The sequence below is a fragment of the Saprospiraceae bacterium genome, from assembly GCA_016717265.1.
In the GTDB taxonomy this organism is placed as follows: Bacteria; Bacteroidota; Bacteroidia; order Chitinophagales; family Saprospiraceae; genus Vicinibacter.
Genome location: JADKFX010000001.1, coordinates 362,008 through 381,871, shown reverse-complemented (window position 1 = coordinate 381,871; position 19,864 = coordinate 362,008). Strand labels below are relative to the sequence as shown.

The window sequence follows — 19,864 nt, the reverse complement described above, 5'->3', positions numbered from 1 at the left end:
AAGTTTTATGAATCGGTAATTTATTTTTTATACAAAGTGCTTCCTTCTAAATATTCAAATACTTTATCTGGAACAAGATAACGAATAGATTTTCCTTCTTTGATTAAATCGCGGATTGCAGTTGATGAAATTTCTAATAATGGGGCTTTACAAATCCGGATATTGGGATGTGTAAAAAATTCGGAAGTATGCTCCGAATCTGGCCTTCGGTAAATATAAATCTGGTAATTTGCAAGGATCAATTCATAGTTTTTCCATTTTTTTATACTTTGAAGATTGTCTTCTCCCATAATTAAATGAAAGCGATGCTGTGGATATTTTTCATTCAAATGAGTTAAGGTATCTATTGTGTAAGAAGGTTGTGGCAATTTAAATTCTACACTACAGCTTTTAATATTAGGATTATCCTCTAAAGCGAGATTTACCAAATGCAAACGATCATAATCAGCGGCCAGGGTAGATTTTAATTTTAATGGGTTGTGAGGGCTCACAACCAACCAAACCTGATCAATTTCTACTTGGTTTGCAATGTGTTGGGCAATTATTAAATGCCCTGTATGAACTGGATTGAAGGATCCAAAAAACAATCCAATGTTCATTTAAAATTAATAATTTGATAAAATAGGCATAATCAACATTAACAAACTTTCTCCTTTTGCCTGTTCTGATGGAAGCAGGATTCCTGGTTTATTTGGTTGGGATAATTCAATTGTTATGTTTTCACTACCCATGGCAGATAGCATTTCTGCTAAAAATTTTCCATTAAATCCTATCGTCATAGGTTCACCTAAGAATGAACACGTTAATTGTTCGGTGGCTTCATTTGACATGTCAGGATCTTGAGATGAAATCGTTAAACTTTTATCCTGGATATTAAAGACTACCTGATTCGTCGATTTATTAGCATACACAATTAATCTTCGGATAGCAGATAACAATTCTAAACGATTCACCTGTAGTTGAAATGGATTATTTGTAGGAATAACTGCATTGTAATCCGGATATTTAGCATCTATCAATCGAGTCGATAAAATCGTATTATCAAAGCTAAAAAACGCTTTAGATCTTCCAAAATGTATAGTAATCTCACCATCTTTTGGTAAAATCGATTTAAGCGCTAGTAAAGACTTCTTTGTTAAAATAATGGTAGAAGAAGCTTCACTCGTTGCATCTAATAAACTGTATTTTACAAGTTTATGGGCATCTGTTGCAGCAAATGTCAAGCTATTAAAATCAATATTCAGGCAAATACCCTTCATGGCTTGTCTCATTTCATCATTGCTCGTAGCAAAGACAGTGCGATCAATGGCATTTATTAAACGATCTGAAGAAATGGTAATTTTATCTTCATTGGTTGGTAATGTCAATTCTGGAAAATCGTCGGCTTTTTCTCCAACTAATTTATAAATACCTGATTGAGAAGTTATTGTAATTCCATTAGAGGCTTCATTTACTTCAATAGAAATGGGTTGTTCGGCCAATGATTTTAAAGTTTCCAATAAAGTTTTACCGGGAATTGCTATGGTACCCCCTTTACTTACCTCGGCTTCAACCTCTGTAGTAATGGTTAATTCAAGGTTAGAAGCAGTAATACTTAAAGCCTTTCCTTTCGAGGTGATAAGAAAATCTTCTAACACTGGAATGACAGGATTTGAGGCCAAAGCGGATGAAACTTTATTAAGTTTGTCTAACAAACTACCTGAAGAAATACTGAATTTCATGAACTCCTTTATTTATTAATTAAATTAAAAAGCATACAATTGATAATTATGCAATGCGTTTAGTATCCATTTGATATGTTTACATCTTAAATGGTGGACAAAAATACATTTATTTTAACTAGCAATAAATTCGAAGATTAAAGATGGGTAAATCCGGTTTAAAAATTCCAATAGTAGAGCTGGATTGGACAAAATTGAAATTGCCAGCATATGAAAAAAAGTCTTTTAATAATGGAGCCCAATTATATCAGATTCAATCCAATAAACCGGGCTTAAGTTCCTTTGAAATAGTATTTCGAAATGGGCGGTGTACGGAACATAAGAAGCTGAGTTCCAGGATGGCAGCTAACCAACTACAAGAAGGTACTGCGATATTGAGTTCGGAACAGGTTGCTGATACGGTAGATTATTATGGGGCGAATTTAACAATTCATTCAGATCTTGATTTTACCGTGATCTCGATGAGCTGTCTTCAAAAGCATTTTGAGTTTTTGGTAGGATTCATAACAAATCTTATTTTAAATCCTGCTTACAGAGAATCTGATTTGGCAAAAGCAAAGTTGTTTTTAAAATCTCAGTTACACCATCAGTTAACAGAACCAGATTATGTTTCATATCGGGAATTTACCTCCTTAATCTATGGCAGTTCCTCAATTTATGGTTATAATACCAATCAGCATTTAATTGATGACTTACAGCGTGAAGATTTATTGAAATATCAACAAGAAAACTATGTAGCAGATTTTATGTATGTATTCTATTGTGGTGATATAAAACCAGCCATAGAAGGCTTTTTGGAACAAATTATTTTACAATTCAGGAATTTAAATGCTAATAAGAGTATAGTCTTTCCAAATATTTATTGCCCTGCTGAACAAAAGCATTTTTCTATTGAAAATTGTGCTCAGATAAGTCTTAAAATGGGCTTGAGATGGCATCAAAAGATACATCCCGATTTTTATGGGATGTATGTGCTAAATACCATATTAGGCGATTATTTTGGATCCAGGCTGATGAAAAACATACGAGAAGATAAGGGTTATACCTACGATATTCATGCTGCATTAGATGCGCAAGTTTATGATGGTTGTTTTTACATTAGCGCAGAGTTAAATCCGGAACAGGCAGAAGATGCAATTCTACTCATCAAAGGAGAAATCAAAAGGATTCAAACAGAGTTGATTCCAGATGAAGAGTTGAACTTAGTCAAAAACTACCTCTGTGGTAATATTATGCGGATGATGGATGGTCCTTTTCAAACCATGGTTTTCCTGAAAGTTTTAGTAACCGAATACGGGAGTCCGGAGTCATTCCATAAATTATTAGAAGAAATATTGAATGTCCAACCAAATAATTTGAAAAATTTAGCTGAAAAATATCTTAGAATAGAAGAAATGAGCCAAGTAACAGCAGGTGCTTGAGTTTAATTCGCAGTTTTATTGTAATTTTGCAACCTTTCCCTAGAACTTAGTTCCGATTTAAAGGAATCCATCTTATTTGGATTGATTTTTGATTCATTGACTAGACCGATTATTGTACATGAAAGTATTTAATTTATTTGTTCAGGAGCTGGCTGTAGACCTAGGCACAGCAAACACCCTGATAATACAAGATGATAAAGTAGTTGTTGACGAACCGTCGATAGTTGCCGTAGATAAAAAAACCGGAGAAGTAATAGCAGTCGGTAATAAAGCCATGCAGATGCATGAAAAAACCCACAAAAATATTGAAACGATCCGGCCTTTAAAAGATGGTGTTATCGCTGATTTCCAAGCTGCTGAAGCCATGATTCAGGGGATGATCAATATGATTGGAAGCAAACGTCGCTTTTTTACACATCTTAGAATGGTTATTTGTATTCCATCTGGCATTACGGAAGTGGAAAAAAGAGCCGTTTTTGATTCAGCCGACCATGTAGATTCTAAGGAAACCTATCTCATTCATGAACCGATGGCTGCCGCTTTAGGAATTGGATTGGATGTAGAAGAACCAATCGGAAATATGGTCATTGATATTGGAGGCGGTACTACAGAAATCGCAGTAATCGCTTTATCTGGTATCGTTTGTGATCAATCCATAAGAGTAGCAGGTGATGAATTTACAGGCGATATTATAGATTATATGCGTCGGGAACACAATATGTTGATTGGGGAACGCACTGCCGAACAAATGAAAATTCATATTGGATCAGCACTAAAAACCTTAGAAAATCCGCCAGATCCATTCCCAATTAATGGTCGTGACTTGATGACAGGGATTCCAAGGCAAATTATCATACGATATGAAGAAACTGCGGAAGCTTTAGATAAATCTATTATGAAAATTGAAGAGGCTGTTTTAAAGGCTTTGGAAATGACACCTCCGGAACTTTCCTCCGATATTTATCGCACGGGATTATATCTTACGGGAGGCGGAGCACTCTTGCGAGGACTTGATAAACGACTTTCATTAAAAACTAAATTACCAGTAATAGTAGCCCAGGATCCTTTAAGAGCTGTTGTACGAGGTACCGGTATTGCCTTAAAAAACACAGATCGTTTTTCATTCTTGATAGACCGAAAAAGTATTTAGTTTTATACGAGTTTAGTAAAAGCAACATCGCTTTTCTAAATTAAGCATACACAAAAGGGAATGTGGAGAATAGCCAAAATAATTATTCAGAATGGTTCTCTGGTTTTGTTTGTGATCTTGCAATCTCTTTGTTTGTTTTGGATTGTAAAATTCAATCAAAATCAACAAAAAATTTATTTGCATTCCTATCAATTAATGGCCAGCGGTATTCAATCCAAATATCAATATTTAATTAGCTATTTTAATCTTAGAGAACGCTATGATAGTATTGCAGTTGAAAATGCAAAATTGCGGAGTAATCAAATAAATACATTTTCAAATTCTCAAAAAAAAGTAGACAGTCTGATTAACCATAAATCAGAGGATCAATTATATCAGTTGATCCCGGCAAGAGTTATTAACAATGCACTTGATAAAAGGAATAATATGATTACCCTGGATAAAGGGGGAAAACATAACATTGCACCAGGAATGGGCGTAATTACAAATAAAGGAATTGTTGGAATCGTTACGGATACCAGTTCTAACTATTCACTGGTGATGTCTGTTTTACATAGTAATACAAATATTAGTGCCCGACTAAAACGTTGCGGATTTTTTGGATCCCTTATTTGGAATGGAAAAGATCCATCGATTATGAACTTGCAAGCGATTCAAAAGTATGCAGATGTTAGACTTGGCGATACCATTGTTACAAGCGGTTATAGTATCGTTTTTCCAAAAAATCTTCTGATTGGTACAGTAGACATGTATAAAGTTGAAGAAGGTTCCTTTACCTTTAAAATAAATGTTGCATTAAGTCAGTCCATGACGAATATTGATCAGGTTTATGTAATCTTAAGTCATGATAAAGGAGAAAAGGAAAACTTAGAAAAAAAATCGGTTCGATATGAGTAATATCCTAACTACAAATTTCATCCGTTTTATTTTATATATCGCCTTACAGGTGTTTGTACTCAAAGAAATAAATCTTACGGGTGCGAATGAAAATTATATTTTTATTATTATTTACCAAATTGCAATTTTAACCCTCCCGTTTCAGATACCTCAATTTTTTGTATTACTCATTGCCTTTTCAGTTGGCTTTATTGTAGATTTGTTTTATATGTCACCAGGCGTTCATGCTGGAGCCTGTTTATGGATGGTAGTATTTCGGCCATTAGTTGTTAGAATATTTGAACCTAAGAATGGATATCAAACAGATATGAGTCCAACAATTGGGGATTTAGGAATTGTTTGGTTTGCAAAATATTCAAGTGCTCTGCTATTAGTATTTTTCCTTGCTTACTTTATTCTTGAAATTTTTACATTTGTTTATGCGGGAGAAATATTTATTAAAACCATGCTTAGCTTTTTTGTCTCGAGTATTATTATTTTTTTGTTACAACTATTTTTTAGTTTCAAAACATAACAATTAAAGGATGCAAGAGAAGCAAATATTAAGATTTCGGATCGTTAAAATTTTTATGATTTTATGTGCATCCATTCTTGTTATTACACTCGCAAAAATTCAATTATTCAATCCGTACTATTCTAATAAAGCAAGTTCAACAACGCTGAATCAAAATACCATTTATCCATCGAGAGGATTATTTTATGACCGGAATGGAAAACTTCTTGTAATTAATTATCCAACCTATGATCTTTATGTAACTTATAAAGAGGTAAGTAAAGAGATGGATACTGCATTATTTTGTCAACTGCTTAATATTCCAATGAGCAGTTTTCAGGAAAATCTAGAAAAAGATTGGCGTTCTGGAAAATACAGTAAGTCCGTTCCATTTGTATTTTTAAAAAGTATTCCTCCAGAAGTTTTTCTGCCATTTCAAGAGAATGTATTTAGGTTTCCTGGATTTGAAGGATTGCTCCGATCAATCCGGGAATATCCAGAGCCTCATGGTGCCAATTTTTTAGGTTACATAAGTGAGGTTACCAAAGAAGAAATTGAACGTTCAGAAGGTATCTATAAATTAGGAGACTATATCGGAACGTCTGGATTAGAAAAATTTTATGAAGAAATTATTCGGGGAGTTAATGGTGTTGAGTTTGTATTGAAAGATAATCTCGGTAGGGAAGTAGGTCAATTTGATTTTGGAAAATTAGATAGAAAAGCAGTTTCTGGTCTGGATGCACAATTGAGTATTGATATTGAACTTCAAAAATTTGGAGATAGCCTCATGTTAAATAAAGTAGGTGGAATTGTAGCTATTGAACCAGAAACCGGTGAAATCCTTTGCCAGATTACATCCCCTACCTATAATCCAAATTTATTATCTATTCATAATAATCGAGGCGTTGCATATGCATATTTATTGCGAGATTCCCTAAAACCCCTTTTTGACAGATCCTCCAATGCTAAATATCCACCGGGCTCCATATTTAAACCGATACTAGCGCTTATTGCTATGCAGGAAGGTGTAATAAATGAAAACACAGCACATACCTGCACAGGTGCATATTATTATAAAAACCTTTCTTATGGTTGTCATCATCATCCGAGTCCATATAAATTATCGGTCGCTTTACAACATTCCTGTAACTCTTATTTTTTCCAAACATTCAGAGACTTAATTGAAATAAAAGGATTCAATAAACCCCAATTTGGATTAGACTTATTAGTAAAATATCTTGGTGATTTTGGTTTGGGTAAGCCTCTCTATACAGATGTAGCCACAGAAAGTGGAGGGTATATACCAACTTCTGAATATTATACACGATTATATAAAACGGATCAATGGAGATCGACTTATTTTATTTCTGTTGGGATTGGTCAGGGAGAATTGCAATTATCTACAATCCAAATGGCAAACCTGGCAGCGATCCTGGCAAATAGAGGTTTTTTTTATACACCCCATTTAGTAAAAGCGTTTAGTGGAAATCAAAACCAAATTCAAGAAAAATTTAGAATTCAAAATAAAGTACCGATTGATCAAAAATATTTCGAACCTGTGATTGAAGGTATGGAATTGGCTATTCAAGCGGGAACTGCTTCCCTGGCATTTAATCCTGAAATTGCAACGTGTGGAAAAACGGGCACTTCTCAAAATCCACATGGTGAAGACCATTCCGTTTTTTTTGCTTTTGCTCCAAAAGATAAACCTAAAATAGCAATTGCTGTATATATTGAAAATGCAGGCTGGGGAGGTACGGTGGCAGCTCCTATAGCTTCATTAATGATTGAGAAATATTTAAAACGAAAAATCTCAAGACCCGACTTACAGGAACGAATGATGCGCAAAGATCTGATCACCAAAAAAACAAAACCATGATTATTTCAGCAATTGTAGCTTTAAATGCTGACCGTATTATTGGATTCGAAAATCAAATTCCATGGTACCTGTCAGCAGATTTAAAATATTTTAAGAAAGTGACCCTTAACCATACGGTTTTAATGGGTAGAAAATGCTATCAAAGTATTGGTATTCCATTACCAAAACGGACAAATATCATTGTTACCCGGGATCCTTTTTTTATAGTGTCTAATTGCTTTATTGTGCATTCCATTGAGGAAGGCATTTTATTTGCAAAAAAACATGGCGAACAAGAACTATTTATTATCGGAGGTGGTGAAATTTACAAACAATCGATGCATCTTTGGAATAAATTATACATAACACTTGTAGATTTTCCATGCAAAGGGGATACCTATTTTCCGGAAATTGATAAAGAACAATGGTCCCTTTTTTCAAGAGAAGATCATGAGAAGGATGAGAAAAATAACATGAACTATTCATTTTTGATTTATGAGAAAAAATAAGCACTAAAAGTACACACACCCTATTTATTGACCCCCTAAAATTTCAGATCATGAAAGAAGATCTTATTCAATTTATTTGGAGATCTAAAGTCTTGCTTTCTAACAAACTATTTACAAGCAATGGATCTCTTATTGAAGTGTTGCATCCCGGTTTATTTAATACGAATCAAGGACCGGATTTTCTCTTTGCCAAAATTTTATTAGATGGTGTCCTATGGGCAGGACATGTAGAAATACATGTTAAAGCATCAGATTGGAATTTACACAAGCATCAGTTGGATCCAAATTATCAAAATATCATCCTTCATGTGGTTTGGCAGCATGATATAGATATTTTCTATAACCAAAGCCCTTTAGCTTGTTTGGAGCTGAAAGATCTGGTAGATCCAGTTTTAGTCCGAAACTACCAGGGACTAATGCAAAATGAGCGTTCATTAGCTTGTAGCCCATTTCTAAATTATATCCCGGATTCTTTAAAGTCGATTCAGCTGGAGCGCATGATGATAGAACGCCTGGAAAATAAAACAGAGAAAATGAAGCAAGAATTGCAGCTACTTCAATGGGATTGGGAAGCCTTACTGTATAGAAAATTGGCCCATTATATGGTAGCTCCTATGAATAGTGAAGCAATGGCTCATTTATGTGAAATATTGACTTGGAAACTGCTTATAAAGGGATATCACGATCACACTATATTAGAAGCAATGCTTTTTGGCACAGCAGGTATGCTTGTTGAAGATCACCAAGATGCTTATTATCAAGGTTTACAAAGTGAATTTAAACATCTGCAGTTAAAATATGGAATCGTACCTATAAATGCAATTGAATGGAAATTTTTGCGACTGCGACCTTCCCATTTTCCAAGCCTTAGAATTGCTCAGTTAGCAGCTTTTTTATATAAAGAACATCAATTGTTTTCTAAAATTATAGAATCAGATTCATTAATTGAAATCTATGGTTATTTTGATGAATCGCCAAATGAATATTGGAATTCTCATTTTATTTTCGGGAAAACATCCAAAGAATGGAAACATGCCAAAATTGGTACCCTAACACGGGATATACTTATAATCAATGTAATAGTTCCTATATTATTTGCTTATGGTGTCATTCAAAATAGGGAAGAATTAAAAGAAAAAGCCTTGTTTTTCCTTCAAAAATTAAAAACAGAAAAAAATCATATCGTACATATGTGGAAAAGTTATAATTTTACACTTGATCACGCAGGTCATAGCCAGGGAGGTATTCAATTATATCAGCGTTATTGTAACGAAAAAAAATGTACCTCTTGCTTAATTGGCAATGAAATTCTGAAAAATCCCAGGACATAATATTTGTAAATTCTGAATTACTACTACAAATATGCATCCCTTGCTTTCAATTTAATCTTTGTAAACAAGGATTAAACTAATTTGTAAACATTGATGCGTACTGTAATTTTTATTTCTAAATATTATAAATACAGAGCTTTTCGATTTTATTTAAGATTGATTTCAAATTATAATAAAATATATAAACATATGAAACATTTTATCTTATTAAACTTGGCATTAATTCTAACAATTTCTGTTTCAGCACAAAAGCAGAAATTCTATGCAGGTCTAAATGGTGCAATTCAAAATACTTGGATATTCTGTTCTACTGATTTTGATGAAGGAGGTATTTTGGACTTTGAAACTACTTTTAGAACTGCTTTTGGTTTGGATTTGGGATATCAGTTTACACCAAACTATGGTTTACAGACAGGAATTCTGTATTCTCAACAAGGTCAAAAGTATACAACAGCAGGCAATACAAATGCCAATTATACTACGGATTTAAGCTATTTGAAGATCCCAGTTTTGTTTTGCTATACGCATAAACCATTAGGTAAATTATCTTTTATTGCACAAGCAGGTTTCCAATTTAGTCTGCTCACAGAAGCTTTAAGTTCAAGAGATCGCAACTTTTTATACTATAGTCCGGGTTATGTCGATGTAAAAGATAGCTATGCTTCGGTGCCTATTGAAATTGTACTTGCACTCGGGATCCAAATGAATTTTGAAAACATGAATGTCAGTTTATTGATTAGGCCCGATTATTCATTAACGGATATAGAAAAAACAGAAAAAAAACCTGGATTACGAAGTCCAGCTAGTAATTTTACAATTGCAATGCCACAATTGGGATTTCACTATTATTTCTAATTCGATATTTTGCAAAAATTAATTTCTTTACTGTTGTTTCCCATTTCATTTTTATATGGAATCGGTGTCAGTATTTACCAGGCATTGTATTTTAGTGGCCTAATCAAGCCAGTAAAATTTAGCTTTCCCGTCATTTCTATTGGAAATTTGACCATTGGAGGAACTGGAAAGTCACCTCATATTGAATATTTAATCCGACTTCTAAAAGATTATATTGAACTCGCCGTTTTAAGTAGAGGTTATAAACGGAATACATCTGGATTTTTATTAGTAGATTCTGAATCCAATGCAAAACAAGTTGGTGATGAACCTAAACAGATCAAGGATAAATTCCCCAATGTGCCTGTTGCCGTTTCAGAAAGTCGATCCCTTGGTATCCCAAGATTGATCCGGAATTTTCCAGATCTAAAATTAATTTTATTGGATGATGCTTTTCAGCATTTGGCTGTAAAACCTGGCTTGAATATCTTATTAACGGAATATGCAAACCCATATTCTAAAGATTTTCTATTGCCCAGTGGAAGATTGCGCGAGTGGCGATATGGGGCGTCTCGAGCCGATGTCATTATCGTAAGTAAATGTCCTGAAAACCTTACAGAGAATCATTTTGAAAGTTGGAGAAACAATCTCAGTTTAAGAAAACATCAAAGACTTTTTTTCTCTAAAATTGAATATGGAGTACCTTTTCAGATTTTTAATCCGCAAAAACTCTTTTTATTAAATCCAGGTTTGCATATCACCTTAATAAGTGCAATTGCACAATCCAGTTATTTATTAAATTATCTTGCAGGCAATGTAGCCTCTGTAGTTGATATCAATTTTGAAGACCACCATTATTTTAGGGAATCAGAATTAAAATCAATTTTGTTAAAACATGAACAAATATCGCATCCTAATAAAATGATTTTAACAACTGAAAAGGATGGCACACGATTGGCTTTATTTAAAGATTTTTTCAGTTTGCGAAATATAGAAGTCTATGCGATTCCAATACACGTGAAATTTTATCATGAATTGGAATTCAATAATTTTATTAAAGACTATCTACTTGAATTTAAAATATGAGGTTCCTTTTAATTTTAGTTTTTGGTCACATTGCCAGTACTGCATTTTTGCAGGCAGTTTATTTTAATCCAGACCAGAATCAAAAATTTCAGTTAGATCGATTGGAAATCCAATCGGGTAGATTATTTGCGAATCATTTGCAGAATATTCCTTTGGATCAAGGAAATTGCATGCATACCTTACTTAAATTGAAATTTGAGTCAACTTCAGACGACAGCGTAATCTTAAATAAATTAATCCTGGATAATGTTGAAAATCTATATACGAATGACCAGGAGAAATCAATGGAGTTGAGAAATTCATTCAGGAAAAAGCCTATTTTAAAATATTTTTATAAGGACGGATCGCATTGGTTAAGTGTTTATAAGAAAAGTTTCCAGTTGCAACTAGATCCTATATTAGATTTGAAATTTGGAAAAGAAGAACATAATTCAGAGTTATTATTTACAAATCGCAGAGGGCTTCGTTTTCAAGGAACGGTAGATCAAATAATTTCATTTCATGCGGATGTTATTGAGACCCAATTGACGACACCTTTATATGTCGAAGACTACATTAAATTGTATAAAAGTTTTCCGGGAGCGGGTTTGTTTAAATCGTTTAAGAGTAAACTTTTTACATTGAACCGAGCCTATGACTTTTTAATTTCAGAAGCTAGTATTTCAGTAAGAATTGCAAAACATGTTTCTTTGAGTCTTGGTCATGGAAGACATTTTATTGGAAGTGGAATACGGAGTTTATTATTATCAGATTTTGCTACTCCTCATTTTTATTTAAAGTTTAATACCAATGTTTGGAGACTACATTACCAAAATATTTTTGCAGAATTGAGTCCGGAAAGTTTGGGCGATGAAGGAAACCGATTGCTGCCAAAAAAATATATGGCAACGCATTATTTAAGTATGAATCTTACTAAAAACTGGAACGTAGGTTTATTTGAATCTGTAGTATTTTCAAGAGCTAAAGGATTTGAATTGCAATACCTAAATCCTGTTATTTTATACCGTTTCATTGAGCATGCATTAGGCAGCCCCGATAATGTTTTATTAGGATTTCATTCCAATCTATTGCTTGCAAAACGCATTTCTGTTTATGGTCAATTGATGATTGATGAATTTTTATTGAAAGAGTTTGTGAAACAGAATGGTTGGTGGGGAAATAAATATGGCATTCAAGCAGGTATAAAATATGTAAACGCATTTAATATTCGAAATTTGGATTTTCAAGCTGAATTTAATCTGGTGAGACCTTATACTTATACTTTTAGAGATAGCATTTCAAATTATACTCATTTCTTTCAGGCTTTAGCACATCCTTTAGGTGCAAATTTCAAGGAATTTATTTTCAGGCTGCACTATGTTCCACATCCTAGATATCAACTTACAGGCCAATGTTTGATTTATCAAAAGGGATTAGATAGTAGCGGGATCAATAATGGTGGGAATATTCTCTTAAATTATAACACAAGAAATACGGATTTCAATCATACAATTGGGCAGGGTATTCAGAATCAAGTGATCGGTTTAAGTTTGAATTTTTCTTATCAGTTATTTCAAAGAGCTTGGTTAGACTTTAATGTTCATTACAGAAAGAATGAAATTGAAAAGATATCAAATGCATCTGTTTGGTTTAGTGGCGGATTTAGAATGACAATCGATAAGATGAATTTTGATTTTTAGGAAATAGTTTCTATCAGATTAAATTGGGATATAAACATATTGTTAGAAAGGATAGTACGGTTAATTTTAATTTCTTTGATTTTTAGATTTGTAAAGAATAGATTCCCTTAAGTTTTAGTTTTAATCATTTACTTTTGAAGTTCACCCCACGGCCAAACAGGAGTGATTTTTTATTTTATAAAATACGGCAACGTAGTAAGTTAATATTAATTTTTCTGAATACATGAAAATCGCCTTAATCATTATCGGAGATGAAGTACTACTTGGACAAGTAGTGGATACCAATGCAACAAGTATTGCCAGGATTCTTTATAAGGAAGGACTGGAAATTTATAAAAAATGGACCGTAGCTGATAAATCGGATCAAATCCTTTTAGCCTTGCACGAAGCTTCACAAGATGCGGATGTTCTTTTAATGACCGGAGGATTAGGCCCTACCAAAGACGATATTACCAAGAAAACCTTAGCAGATTATTTTGAAGTTGATTTAATTTTTAGTGATGAAAATAAAATTCATCTTGAAAAGATGTTGCAAATTCGAAATATGAAAATTACACCAAATCACTTGCAACAATGTTATTTGCCAGCGAATGCAATCCTATTAGACAATCAATTAGGGACTGCTTTGGGTATGTATATTAAGGCACATTCTAAGATGTACTTTTCGATGCCTGGGGTACCCTACGAAATGGAATTTATTATGAATCATGGCGTTGTCCCCAGGCTCCGGGAAAACAAGCAGAACATTCAGGTTTACCATCAAACCATTCATACCATAGGTATGGGGGAGACGGAAATAGCAGACTTGATAGAACCTAAATTTGGTGAATTGCCATCCTATCTTTCTTTGGCATACTTACCTTCTCAAGGTCAGGTGAAATTAAGATTGACTGGAAAACACGAAAGTCTGGACTTTCTTAAAGAGAAAATTGAGACTTATAAAGAAATTATAAAGGATACCTTAATTGATAATATCCTGGGTTTTGGGGATACCAGCCTAGAGGAAGAGATTGGAAAACTATTGATTAAACAAGAAAGGACTTTAAGTACGGCGGAGAGTTGTTCAGGAGGTTACTTGGCTCATAAAATAGTCTCCGTACCTGGGGCTTCGGAATATTTTCAAGGTTCAATTGTTGCTTATCAGTATGAAATGAAACATAAATTATTAGGGGTTTCAGAAGAAGTTTTAGCCAAATTTGGGGCGGTAAGTGAAGAATGTGTAGTTGAAATGGTCAAAGGAGCTTGTTCGGAATTGGATTCTAATTATGCAATTGCAACTAGTGGGATTGCTGGTCCATTGGGTGGTACGGAGGACAAACCAGTAGGTACCGTTTGGATTGCATATGGTACAAAAGATATTATAAAAACCAAGAAACTCCGCTTTTTCAGAGATCGAATTCGGAATATTGAAGCAACTGCTACATTTGCAATGATTTTATTTTGGAAGTATCTAAAAGAAGTAAAATAGATATTACCAGTAAGAAAGCACTGTTGCGGGTATCCTAAAATGGCAGATTACATTTCGATCGCTAATTAGTATATATCCCATTAAATGGACTTATTTAGACCGTTTAATACATTAAATTTAATGGGAGTCTATTCTCTTTTTGGAATCTTGACCTTTAATTTTTGTACTTTTGCATAAATTTTTGACTATGGCTAAGGTAGAGCTGATTATGCCTAAAATGGGGGAAAGTATCATTGAAGCAACCATCCTAAAATGGCTTAAAAAAGAAGGGGATGCTGTCGAAATGGACGAAACAATCTTGGAAATTGCTACGGATAAGGTCGATAGTGAAATTCCTTCACCTTCTAAAGGCGTTATTTCAAAATTGCTTTTTAAAGAAAATGACGTTGTTGCTATTGGCAAAGTAATAGCTTATATTGAAACAGATGTCAATGCTGAAAATCTAAGTTCTCCAACGACACAGCCAGAGATTGCTAAAAATGAAAGCAAAACAGAATTAAAAGCAGCGATAGAAAAGCAAACTTCGAGCACAACAGGTGTTGAAAAATCAACATCAAACCGGTTTTTCTCACCCCTGGTACGAAACATTGCAAAACAAGAAAATATTGCAGTAAGCCAGTTAGAATCAATTCCTGGATCTGGCTTAGATGGACGTTTAACAAAACGGGATTTGATAGGATATCTTTCAAATGCGACGCCTCAAAAGGCAACAAATGCTGAAAATGTAAAGCCTTTTCAAGAGTCATCTGCAATTCAAGCAGCTCCGGCAGTTTCTATTTCAGGCAATGTAGAAATCATTGAAATGGATAGGATGCGAAAGCTCATATCTGATCATATGGTAATGAGTAAACACACGGCACCTCATGTCACCTCTTTTGTTGAAGTTGATGTAACACCAATAGTCCAATGGAGAGATCGTATAAAAGATAGTTTCTTAAAAAAGTATAATCAGAAAATTACCTTTACGCCTGTTTTTATTGAAGCTATTGCAAGAGCCATTAAGGAGTTTCCAATGATCAATGTATCTGTTCAGGGAACTCAGATCATTCGAAAACTGGATATAAATATTGGCATGGCAGCTGCTTTGCCAAGTGGCAACTTAATTGTTCCTGTTATAAAAAATGCAGACCGTTTGAATTTAGTAGGCTTGACGTATCAAGTAAACGATTTAGCAGCCAGAGCGCGTGCTAATAAATTAAAACCGGAAGATATTCAGGAAGGTACATTCACACTTACGAATGTAGGTACCTTTGGAAATGTAATGGGTACTCCTATTATCAATCAACCGCAAGTTGCTATTATGGCAACAGGGGCAATCCGAAAAAAACCAGCTGTAATAGAAACACCTTCTGGCGATACTATTGGGATACGTCATATGATGTTCTTATCAATGTCTTATGATCATAGAGTGGTTGATGGCGCTTTGGGTGGAACTTTTTTAAAACGTGTTGGAGACTATCTGGAACAGTTTGATATTAATCAAACCATTTAATGCTAATTAAGTCTAATCACTTATATCAATTCTTGCTGATTTTTTTAGCATGTTTGTATTCTTGTGTTGGGTTTACTCAAAATCTAAAGAGTGCGAATCAATATTATAAACAGAAGAAGTATTTTGAAGCTTCTGAAATTTATAAAACTTCCTGGAACATCGTAGAGAAGGATCCTGATTTATTATTGCAAGCAGGTATTAGTTGTTATGAATCTAATGCCTTAGATTATAGCATCCGTTGTTTTGAAAAACTATTATCAAGATCCAATAAATATTCAAAATTAGGCGCTTGGTATCTTGCAAAGTCATACCAGCATCAGAATCAATTTGAGCTTGCAATTTTTCAATATAAAAATTATCTAAAAGCAACAGACCGTGACGATCCGCAGAAAGCATTTATAAAAAATGAACTCTTGAGATGTGCCATGGGATTAAAATATAACAGACAAACACCAATTGCTATTGTTGAACCGATTAGTGGAGGAATTAATACGATTCAAGATGAATATGCAGTAGTTCCATTGCCAAATTCAAATATTTTTTATTTAAATGCTATTCGCGATGAAAATGAAGGGGGCCTAAGAAATGAATTAGGATATTTGGATTCAGAAAATGGATTTTTGCGATCCGATATTTTTCAAATTGAAAAATTAAATGGTGGGTGGACTACACCAACGAAAATTCAAAAGCAAATCAACTCCAGTATGCATGATCATGTTCTGGAAATCATTGAGAATGAGAAAATTTTGCTTTTTTTCAGAACCTTAAATGATGAAAAAGGATCCTTATTACTGGATACGCTGGATAATCCATTCATAAATTTTACTCAAGCGTCATTTAACAGTCCGATGATAGCCGATATTGGAGATCATGGAGTGAGCATTTTTCAAGATACCTTAATGATATTTTCTAGTTGTCGGTTGGGTGGTTATGGTGCTTATGATTTGTATATTTCTGTAAAAAGAAATGAACATTGGATGGAGCCGATTAATCTTGGTCCAACAATCAACACAGTTTTTAATGAAGATTATCCTTATATAACAAAGGATGGTAGAACCTTATATTTTTCTTCCGATAACTTATTGTCAATAGGAGGATATGATATTTTTAAAACCAAATTTTGGCCAGAAGCAAATCAATGGGGATCACCAATTAATTTAGGGATTCCAATTAATTCTGCTGGAAATGACACCCATTTTAGATTGACTCCGGATGGTTTAGCTGGCATTTTTACATCCGACCGTAAAACAGATAATAAAGGTGGAAAAGATATTTTCATGGCTTATTTCAAAGAGGATCTTGAAGAACAGCTTACATTAGAAAATGGAAGTCCATTGAGTAATTTAATGGATGAATCAAACGATGCCGATCGTCTTTTAATAAATACCAATTCAAATACAGGATATAAAACAAAAGAAACAAAAGAGTTTAAGGAATATTATATTGAATCCATTTATTATAAAGATGATGACTTTCTAAAGGAAAGTAAAAATAAAAAATTATTAGAACAATATATTTTAATACTTCAAATGCATCCTGCGTTAAGAATAGAAATTGCCGGACATGCATTTGAAGATTCTCAAGATCCTATAAATCTTTATTATTCAATTAAAAAAGCTGAAGTTATCGAAAAATATTTAATTGAAAATCAAATTGCTCCGAATAGAATTCATTGTTATGGACTTGGTTCCTCTTTTCCGATTGCTAAAAGAACAATCAATGGAAATAAATCAGCGGTTTCTGAAAAATTAAATAAAAGAATTGATTTCTTTTTTGAAAATTCAGATTCAAGTTTATTGAATATAAATTATTCAAGCATCCCAATACCAGAATCTTTAAGGCAAGAAAAGGAAAGTTCATTTCGAACTTCCAGATTAGGAATTCGATATTCTTTATATTTGGGAAGTTCATCCAGTATTTTAAATCATCCTTTGATTCAAGATTCCGAGACTCCATATTTTATGGAAAAAAAGCAGACAGGTTATCAATATTATGCAGGCGTTTATAAGCGCTTTACTGAAGCAGAGGCAGCTTTAAAACAAGCAATTTTACAATTTGGTATTAAAGCTGAGATTAAGGCATTTCGAAATGGGGTACCATTAAATCGAGCAGATATTATTGATTTTGTTTTACAGGATTCTGATTTGTTACTTTATTTGAATTATTTAAAAAGTCAGAACAATTAACTTATGATGGGAAGTTTAGAATTTTTACAGGAAAGTTTAAAAAACATGAAAACGATAGGTACTGTAATTCGTACATCCCGTTTTACAAGTAAAGCAATTACAGATTTAGTCGACTTCCAAAATGCAAAAGTAATTGTTGAATTGGGAGCAGGTGATGGTGCCATTACGCATCACATTCTCGACAGGATGCTTCCAGATGCAGTTTTAATTGTTTTCGAAGTGAATAAACCCTTTTGTGAAATTCTAAATAAAATCAATGATAATCGGATCATCGTTATTCATGATTCTGCTGAAAAATTAATCGATTATTTGCATACGATGAATATAGATTTTGTTGATTGTATTATTTCAGCAATTCCATTTGTTATGTTACCAGATGATTTGGCACAATCTATTTTATATGAATGCAAAAAATGTTTAAAAAATGGAGGAGATTTTATTCAAATTCATTATTCACTTTTAAAGAAGAAAATGTATGAAGAAATATTTGGAAGCACGAAAGTTAATTTTGTTGCTTTAAATATTCCACCTGTTTTTATAATGCATTCAAAAAAATAAAATGATATTTCTTGATCTTTAAAAGGGTCAAGCTAATTTTCTGGAGAACAATCGTTTTTTAAAATTGACAATACCTGGTCAAAATGGAATTTGTACTCAATTCCTGGGGATCTGGGTTTAAGGTATTCTAAGAGTCCTACTCCCCAAGTTTTTAAGCAGATCTTTAAGTTTGTATTGCAAAAGGTAAAAAAATTAAAATTTGCGTTTCGTTTCTACCTTGTAAAGCAGTCTAAATAAATTCATTTAAAGAATGTGAGCTTAATGCTTCTTTAAAAACCTCCTCATTTTTAACCATTGTTAAAAACAAACCACCACCGCCGGCTCCGCAAAGTTTGCAATAGTATGCACCATTTTGTAATCCTGCTTCCCAAAATTTTAAAATATTATCTGGGATCATGAGTTTGAAAATTTCTATACTTTCAATACTAATTTGAATCCAGTGATTTTGAAAATCATGGACAGCATTTTCTTTAAATGCCTCGATTAGTTTTTTATTTGCAGGTACTAAATCGGTTTCTATTTTTAATTTGTATTCTGACTGTTGGCAGTTTTGTTTAAAAAGAGATACTAAATATTGTGTATTCCGGATTACCTTACTATCAATTAAATGTAAGGAATATTCAGATAAAATATTTTGTTGAATTAAATTCAGAACATACAATTCATTATGATCTAATAGGATACAACGATTATAATAGGATATCATAGGATCTAAACCCGAACTTTGTCCATGAAAGAAATGTTCCATTTCTTTTAAAATTTGATGTACATTCTTTGTATTTGATTTATCTATGGTTGAGAATCTATCTAAAACGGCAGCACAAAGCGCACCGGAACTTCCTAAACCATAACCAAAGGGGATATTCGTTTCAAGATATCCTCCGTGTGAAATATAATGTTTGAATTCATCCAGCTGGATCAAGGTATTACAAAGAGGAGTATTTAAAAGAAATTTATAAAACGAACTCAAAACAGGGTCTTCAATCATTTGCTTGTTATTCCAATTTGCAAATCTTTCAATATTTGGAATTGCAAGCCCTGGATGGCCTGCTAAGACGGTATATTCACCTGCTAATAATATTTTTGAAGGATATATTCTGTGCCTTGTCATAGAAAAACAAACATACAAAAAGTACTTGATTAAGCTTGGTGATAATAGATATCCCTGTATCTTTGAACCG

The 19,864-nt window shown here is 33.3% G+C and carries 17 protein-coding genes; 14 read left to right on the top strand and 3 right to left on the bottom strand.

The genetic code is table 11. From position 1 onward, the window contains the following. Window positions 1-20: 20 nt before the first annotated feature. Together IPO86_01705 and dnaN are read right to left on the bottom strand one after the other, a co-directional pair. Complete coding sequence (locus IPO86_01705) at window positions 21-599, bottom strand: nicotinate-nucleotide adenylyltransferase (protein ID MBK9726811.1); 579 nt, start codon at window positions 597-599, stop codon at window positions 21-23. A 6-nt stretch (window positions 600-605) separates the two neighbouring features. After that, window positions 606-1,721, bottom strand: coding sequence for a DNA polymerase III subunit beta (gene dnaN / locus IPO86_01700; GenBank protein MBK9726810.1), 1,116 nt, complete (start codon window positions 1,719-1,721; stop codon window positions 606-608). Between the two features lie 143 nt (window positions 1,722-1,864). On the opposite strand from dnaN, the gene IPO86_01695 reads away from it, so the two are divergent. The 14 genes from IPO86_01695 to IPO86_01630 all read left to right on the top strand — a co-directional run bounded on the left by IPO86_01695 (window position 1,865) and on the right by IPO86_01630 (window position 18,683). After that, window positions 1,865-3,142: an insulinase family protein gene (locus tag IPO86_01695; GenBank protein ID MBK9726809.1), complete on the top strand. Its 1,278-nt coding sequence runs from the start codon at window positions 1,865-1,867 to the stop codon at window positions 3,140-3,142. 118 nt (window positions 3,143-3,260) lie between these two features. Then, entirely contained in the window at window positions 3,261-4,292 is a 1,032-nt protein-coding gene (locus IPO86_01690; GenBank protein ID MBK9726808.1) for a rod shape-determining protein, read from the top strand. A gap of 60 nt (window positions 4,293-4,352) precedes the next feature. Beyond that, on the top strand, window positions 4,353-5,189 hold the full coding sequence (gene mreC / locus IPO86_01685; GenBank protein ID MBK9726807.1) for a rod shape-determining protein MreC: 837 nt from the start codon (window positions 4,353-4,355) through the stop codon (window positions 5,187-5,189). Then, window positions 5,182-5,703: a hypothetical protein gene (locus IPO86_01680; GenBank protein ID MBK9726806.1), complete on the top strand. Its 522-nt coding sequence runs from the start codon at window positions 5,182-5,184 to the stop codon at window positions 5,701-5,703. The genes mreC and IPO86_01680 overlap by 8 nt, the downstream gene beginning before the upstream one ends. A gap of 10 nt (window positions 5,704-5,713) precedes the next feature. Then, the gene (locus IPO86_01675; GenBank protein ID MBK9726805.1) at window positions 5,714-7,561 is read left to right on the top strand and encodes a penicillin-binding protein 2; all 1,848 of its coding nucleotides are present in this window, start codon (window positions 5,714-5,716) and stop codon (window positions 7,559-7,561) included. Beyond that, window positions 7,561-8,049, top strand: a complete 489-nt coding sequence (locus IPO86_01670) for a dihydrofolate reductase (GenBank protein MBK9726804.1) — start codon at window positions 7,561-7,563, stop codon at window positions 8,047-8,049. The genes IPO86_01675 and IPO86_01670 overlap by 1 nt, the downstream gene beginning before the upstream one ends. 50 nt (window positions 8,050-8,099) lie before the next feature. Continuing rightward, entirely contained in the window at window positions 8,100-9,380 is a 1,281-nt protein-coding gene (locus IPO86_01665) for a DUF2851 family protein (GenBank protein ID MBK9726803.1), read from the top strand. A gap of 189 nt (window positions 9,381-9,569) precedes the next feature. After that, window positions 9,570-10,235: a PorT family protein gene (locus IPO86_01660; protein ID MBK9726802.1), complete on the top strand. Its 666-nt coding sequence runs from the start codon at window positions 9,570-9,572 to the stop codon at window positions 10,233-10,235. 9 nt (window positions 10,236-10,244) lie between these two features. Then, window positions 10,245-11,300, top strand: a complete 1,056-nt coding sequence (gene lpxK, locus IPO86_01655) for a tetraacyldisaccharide 4'-kinase (protein MBK9726801.1) — start codon at window positions 10,245-10,247, stop codon at window positions 11,298-11,300. Next, window positions 11,297-12,979 carry a hypothetical protein gene (locus IPO86_01650; GenBank protein ID MBK9726800.1) on the top strand — a complete coding sequence of 561 codons (1,683 nt, stop codon included), beginning with the start codon at window positions 11,297-11,299 and terminating at the stop codon, window positions 12,977-12,979. Before lpxK ends, IPO86_01650 begins: the two co-directional genes overlap by 4 nt. 223 nt (window positions 12,980-13,202) lie before the next feature. Beyond that, a complete protein-coding gene (locus IPO86_01645; GenBank protein MBK9726799.1) occupies window positions 13,203-14,447 on the top strand; it encodes a CinA family nicotinamide mononucleotide deamidase-related protein in 1,245 nt (414 codons plus the stop codon). Window positions 14,448-14,634: 187 nt separating this feature from the next. After that, window positions 14,635-15,939: a 2-oxo acid dehydrogenase subunit E2 gene (locus IPO86_01640; protein MBK9726798.1), complete on the top strand. Its 1,305-nt coding sequence runs from the start codon at window positions 14,635-14,637 to the stop codon at window positions 15,937-15,939. A 32-nt stretch (window positions 15,940-15,971) separates the two neighbouring features. Continuing rightward, the gene (locus IPO86_01635; GenBank protein MBK9726797.1) at window positions 15,972-18,125 is read left to right on the top strand and encodes a PD40 domain-containing protein; all 2,154 of its coding nucleotides are present in this window, start codon (window positions 15,972-15,974) and stop codon (window positions 18,123-18,125) included. A gap of 3 nt (window positions 18,126-18,128) precedes the next feature. Next, a complete protein-coding gene (locus tag IPO86_01630) occupies window positions 18,129-18,683 on the top strand; it encodes a methyltransferase (protein MBK9726796.1) in 555 nt (184 codons plus the stop codon). A 229-nt stretch (window positions 18,684-18,912) separates the two neighbouring features. Here the strand turns inward: IPO86_01630 and IPO86_01625 are convergent, their stop codons facing one another. Continuing rightward, window positions 18,913-19,794 carry a hypothetical protein gene (locus IPO86_01625; protein MBK9726795.1) on the bottom strand — a complete coding sequence of 294 codons (882 nt, stop codon included), beginning with the start codon at window positions 19,792-19,794 and terminating at the stop codon, window positions 18,913-18,915. Window positions 19,795-19,864: the final 70 nt, after the last annotated feature.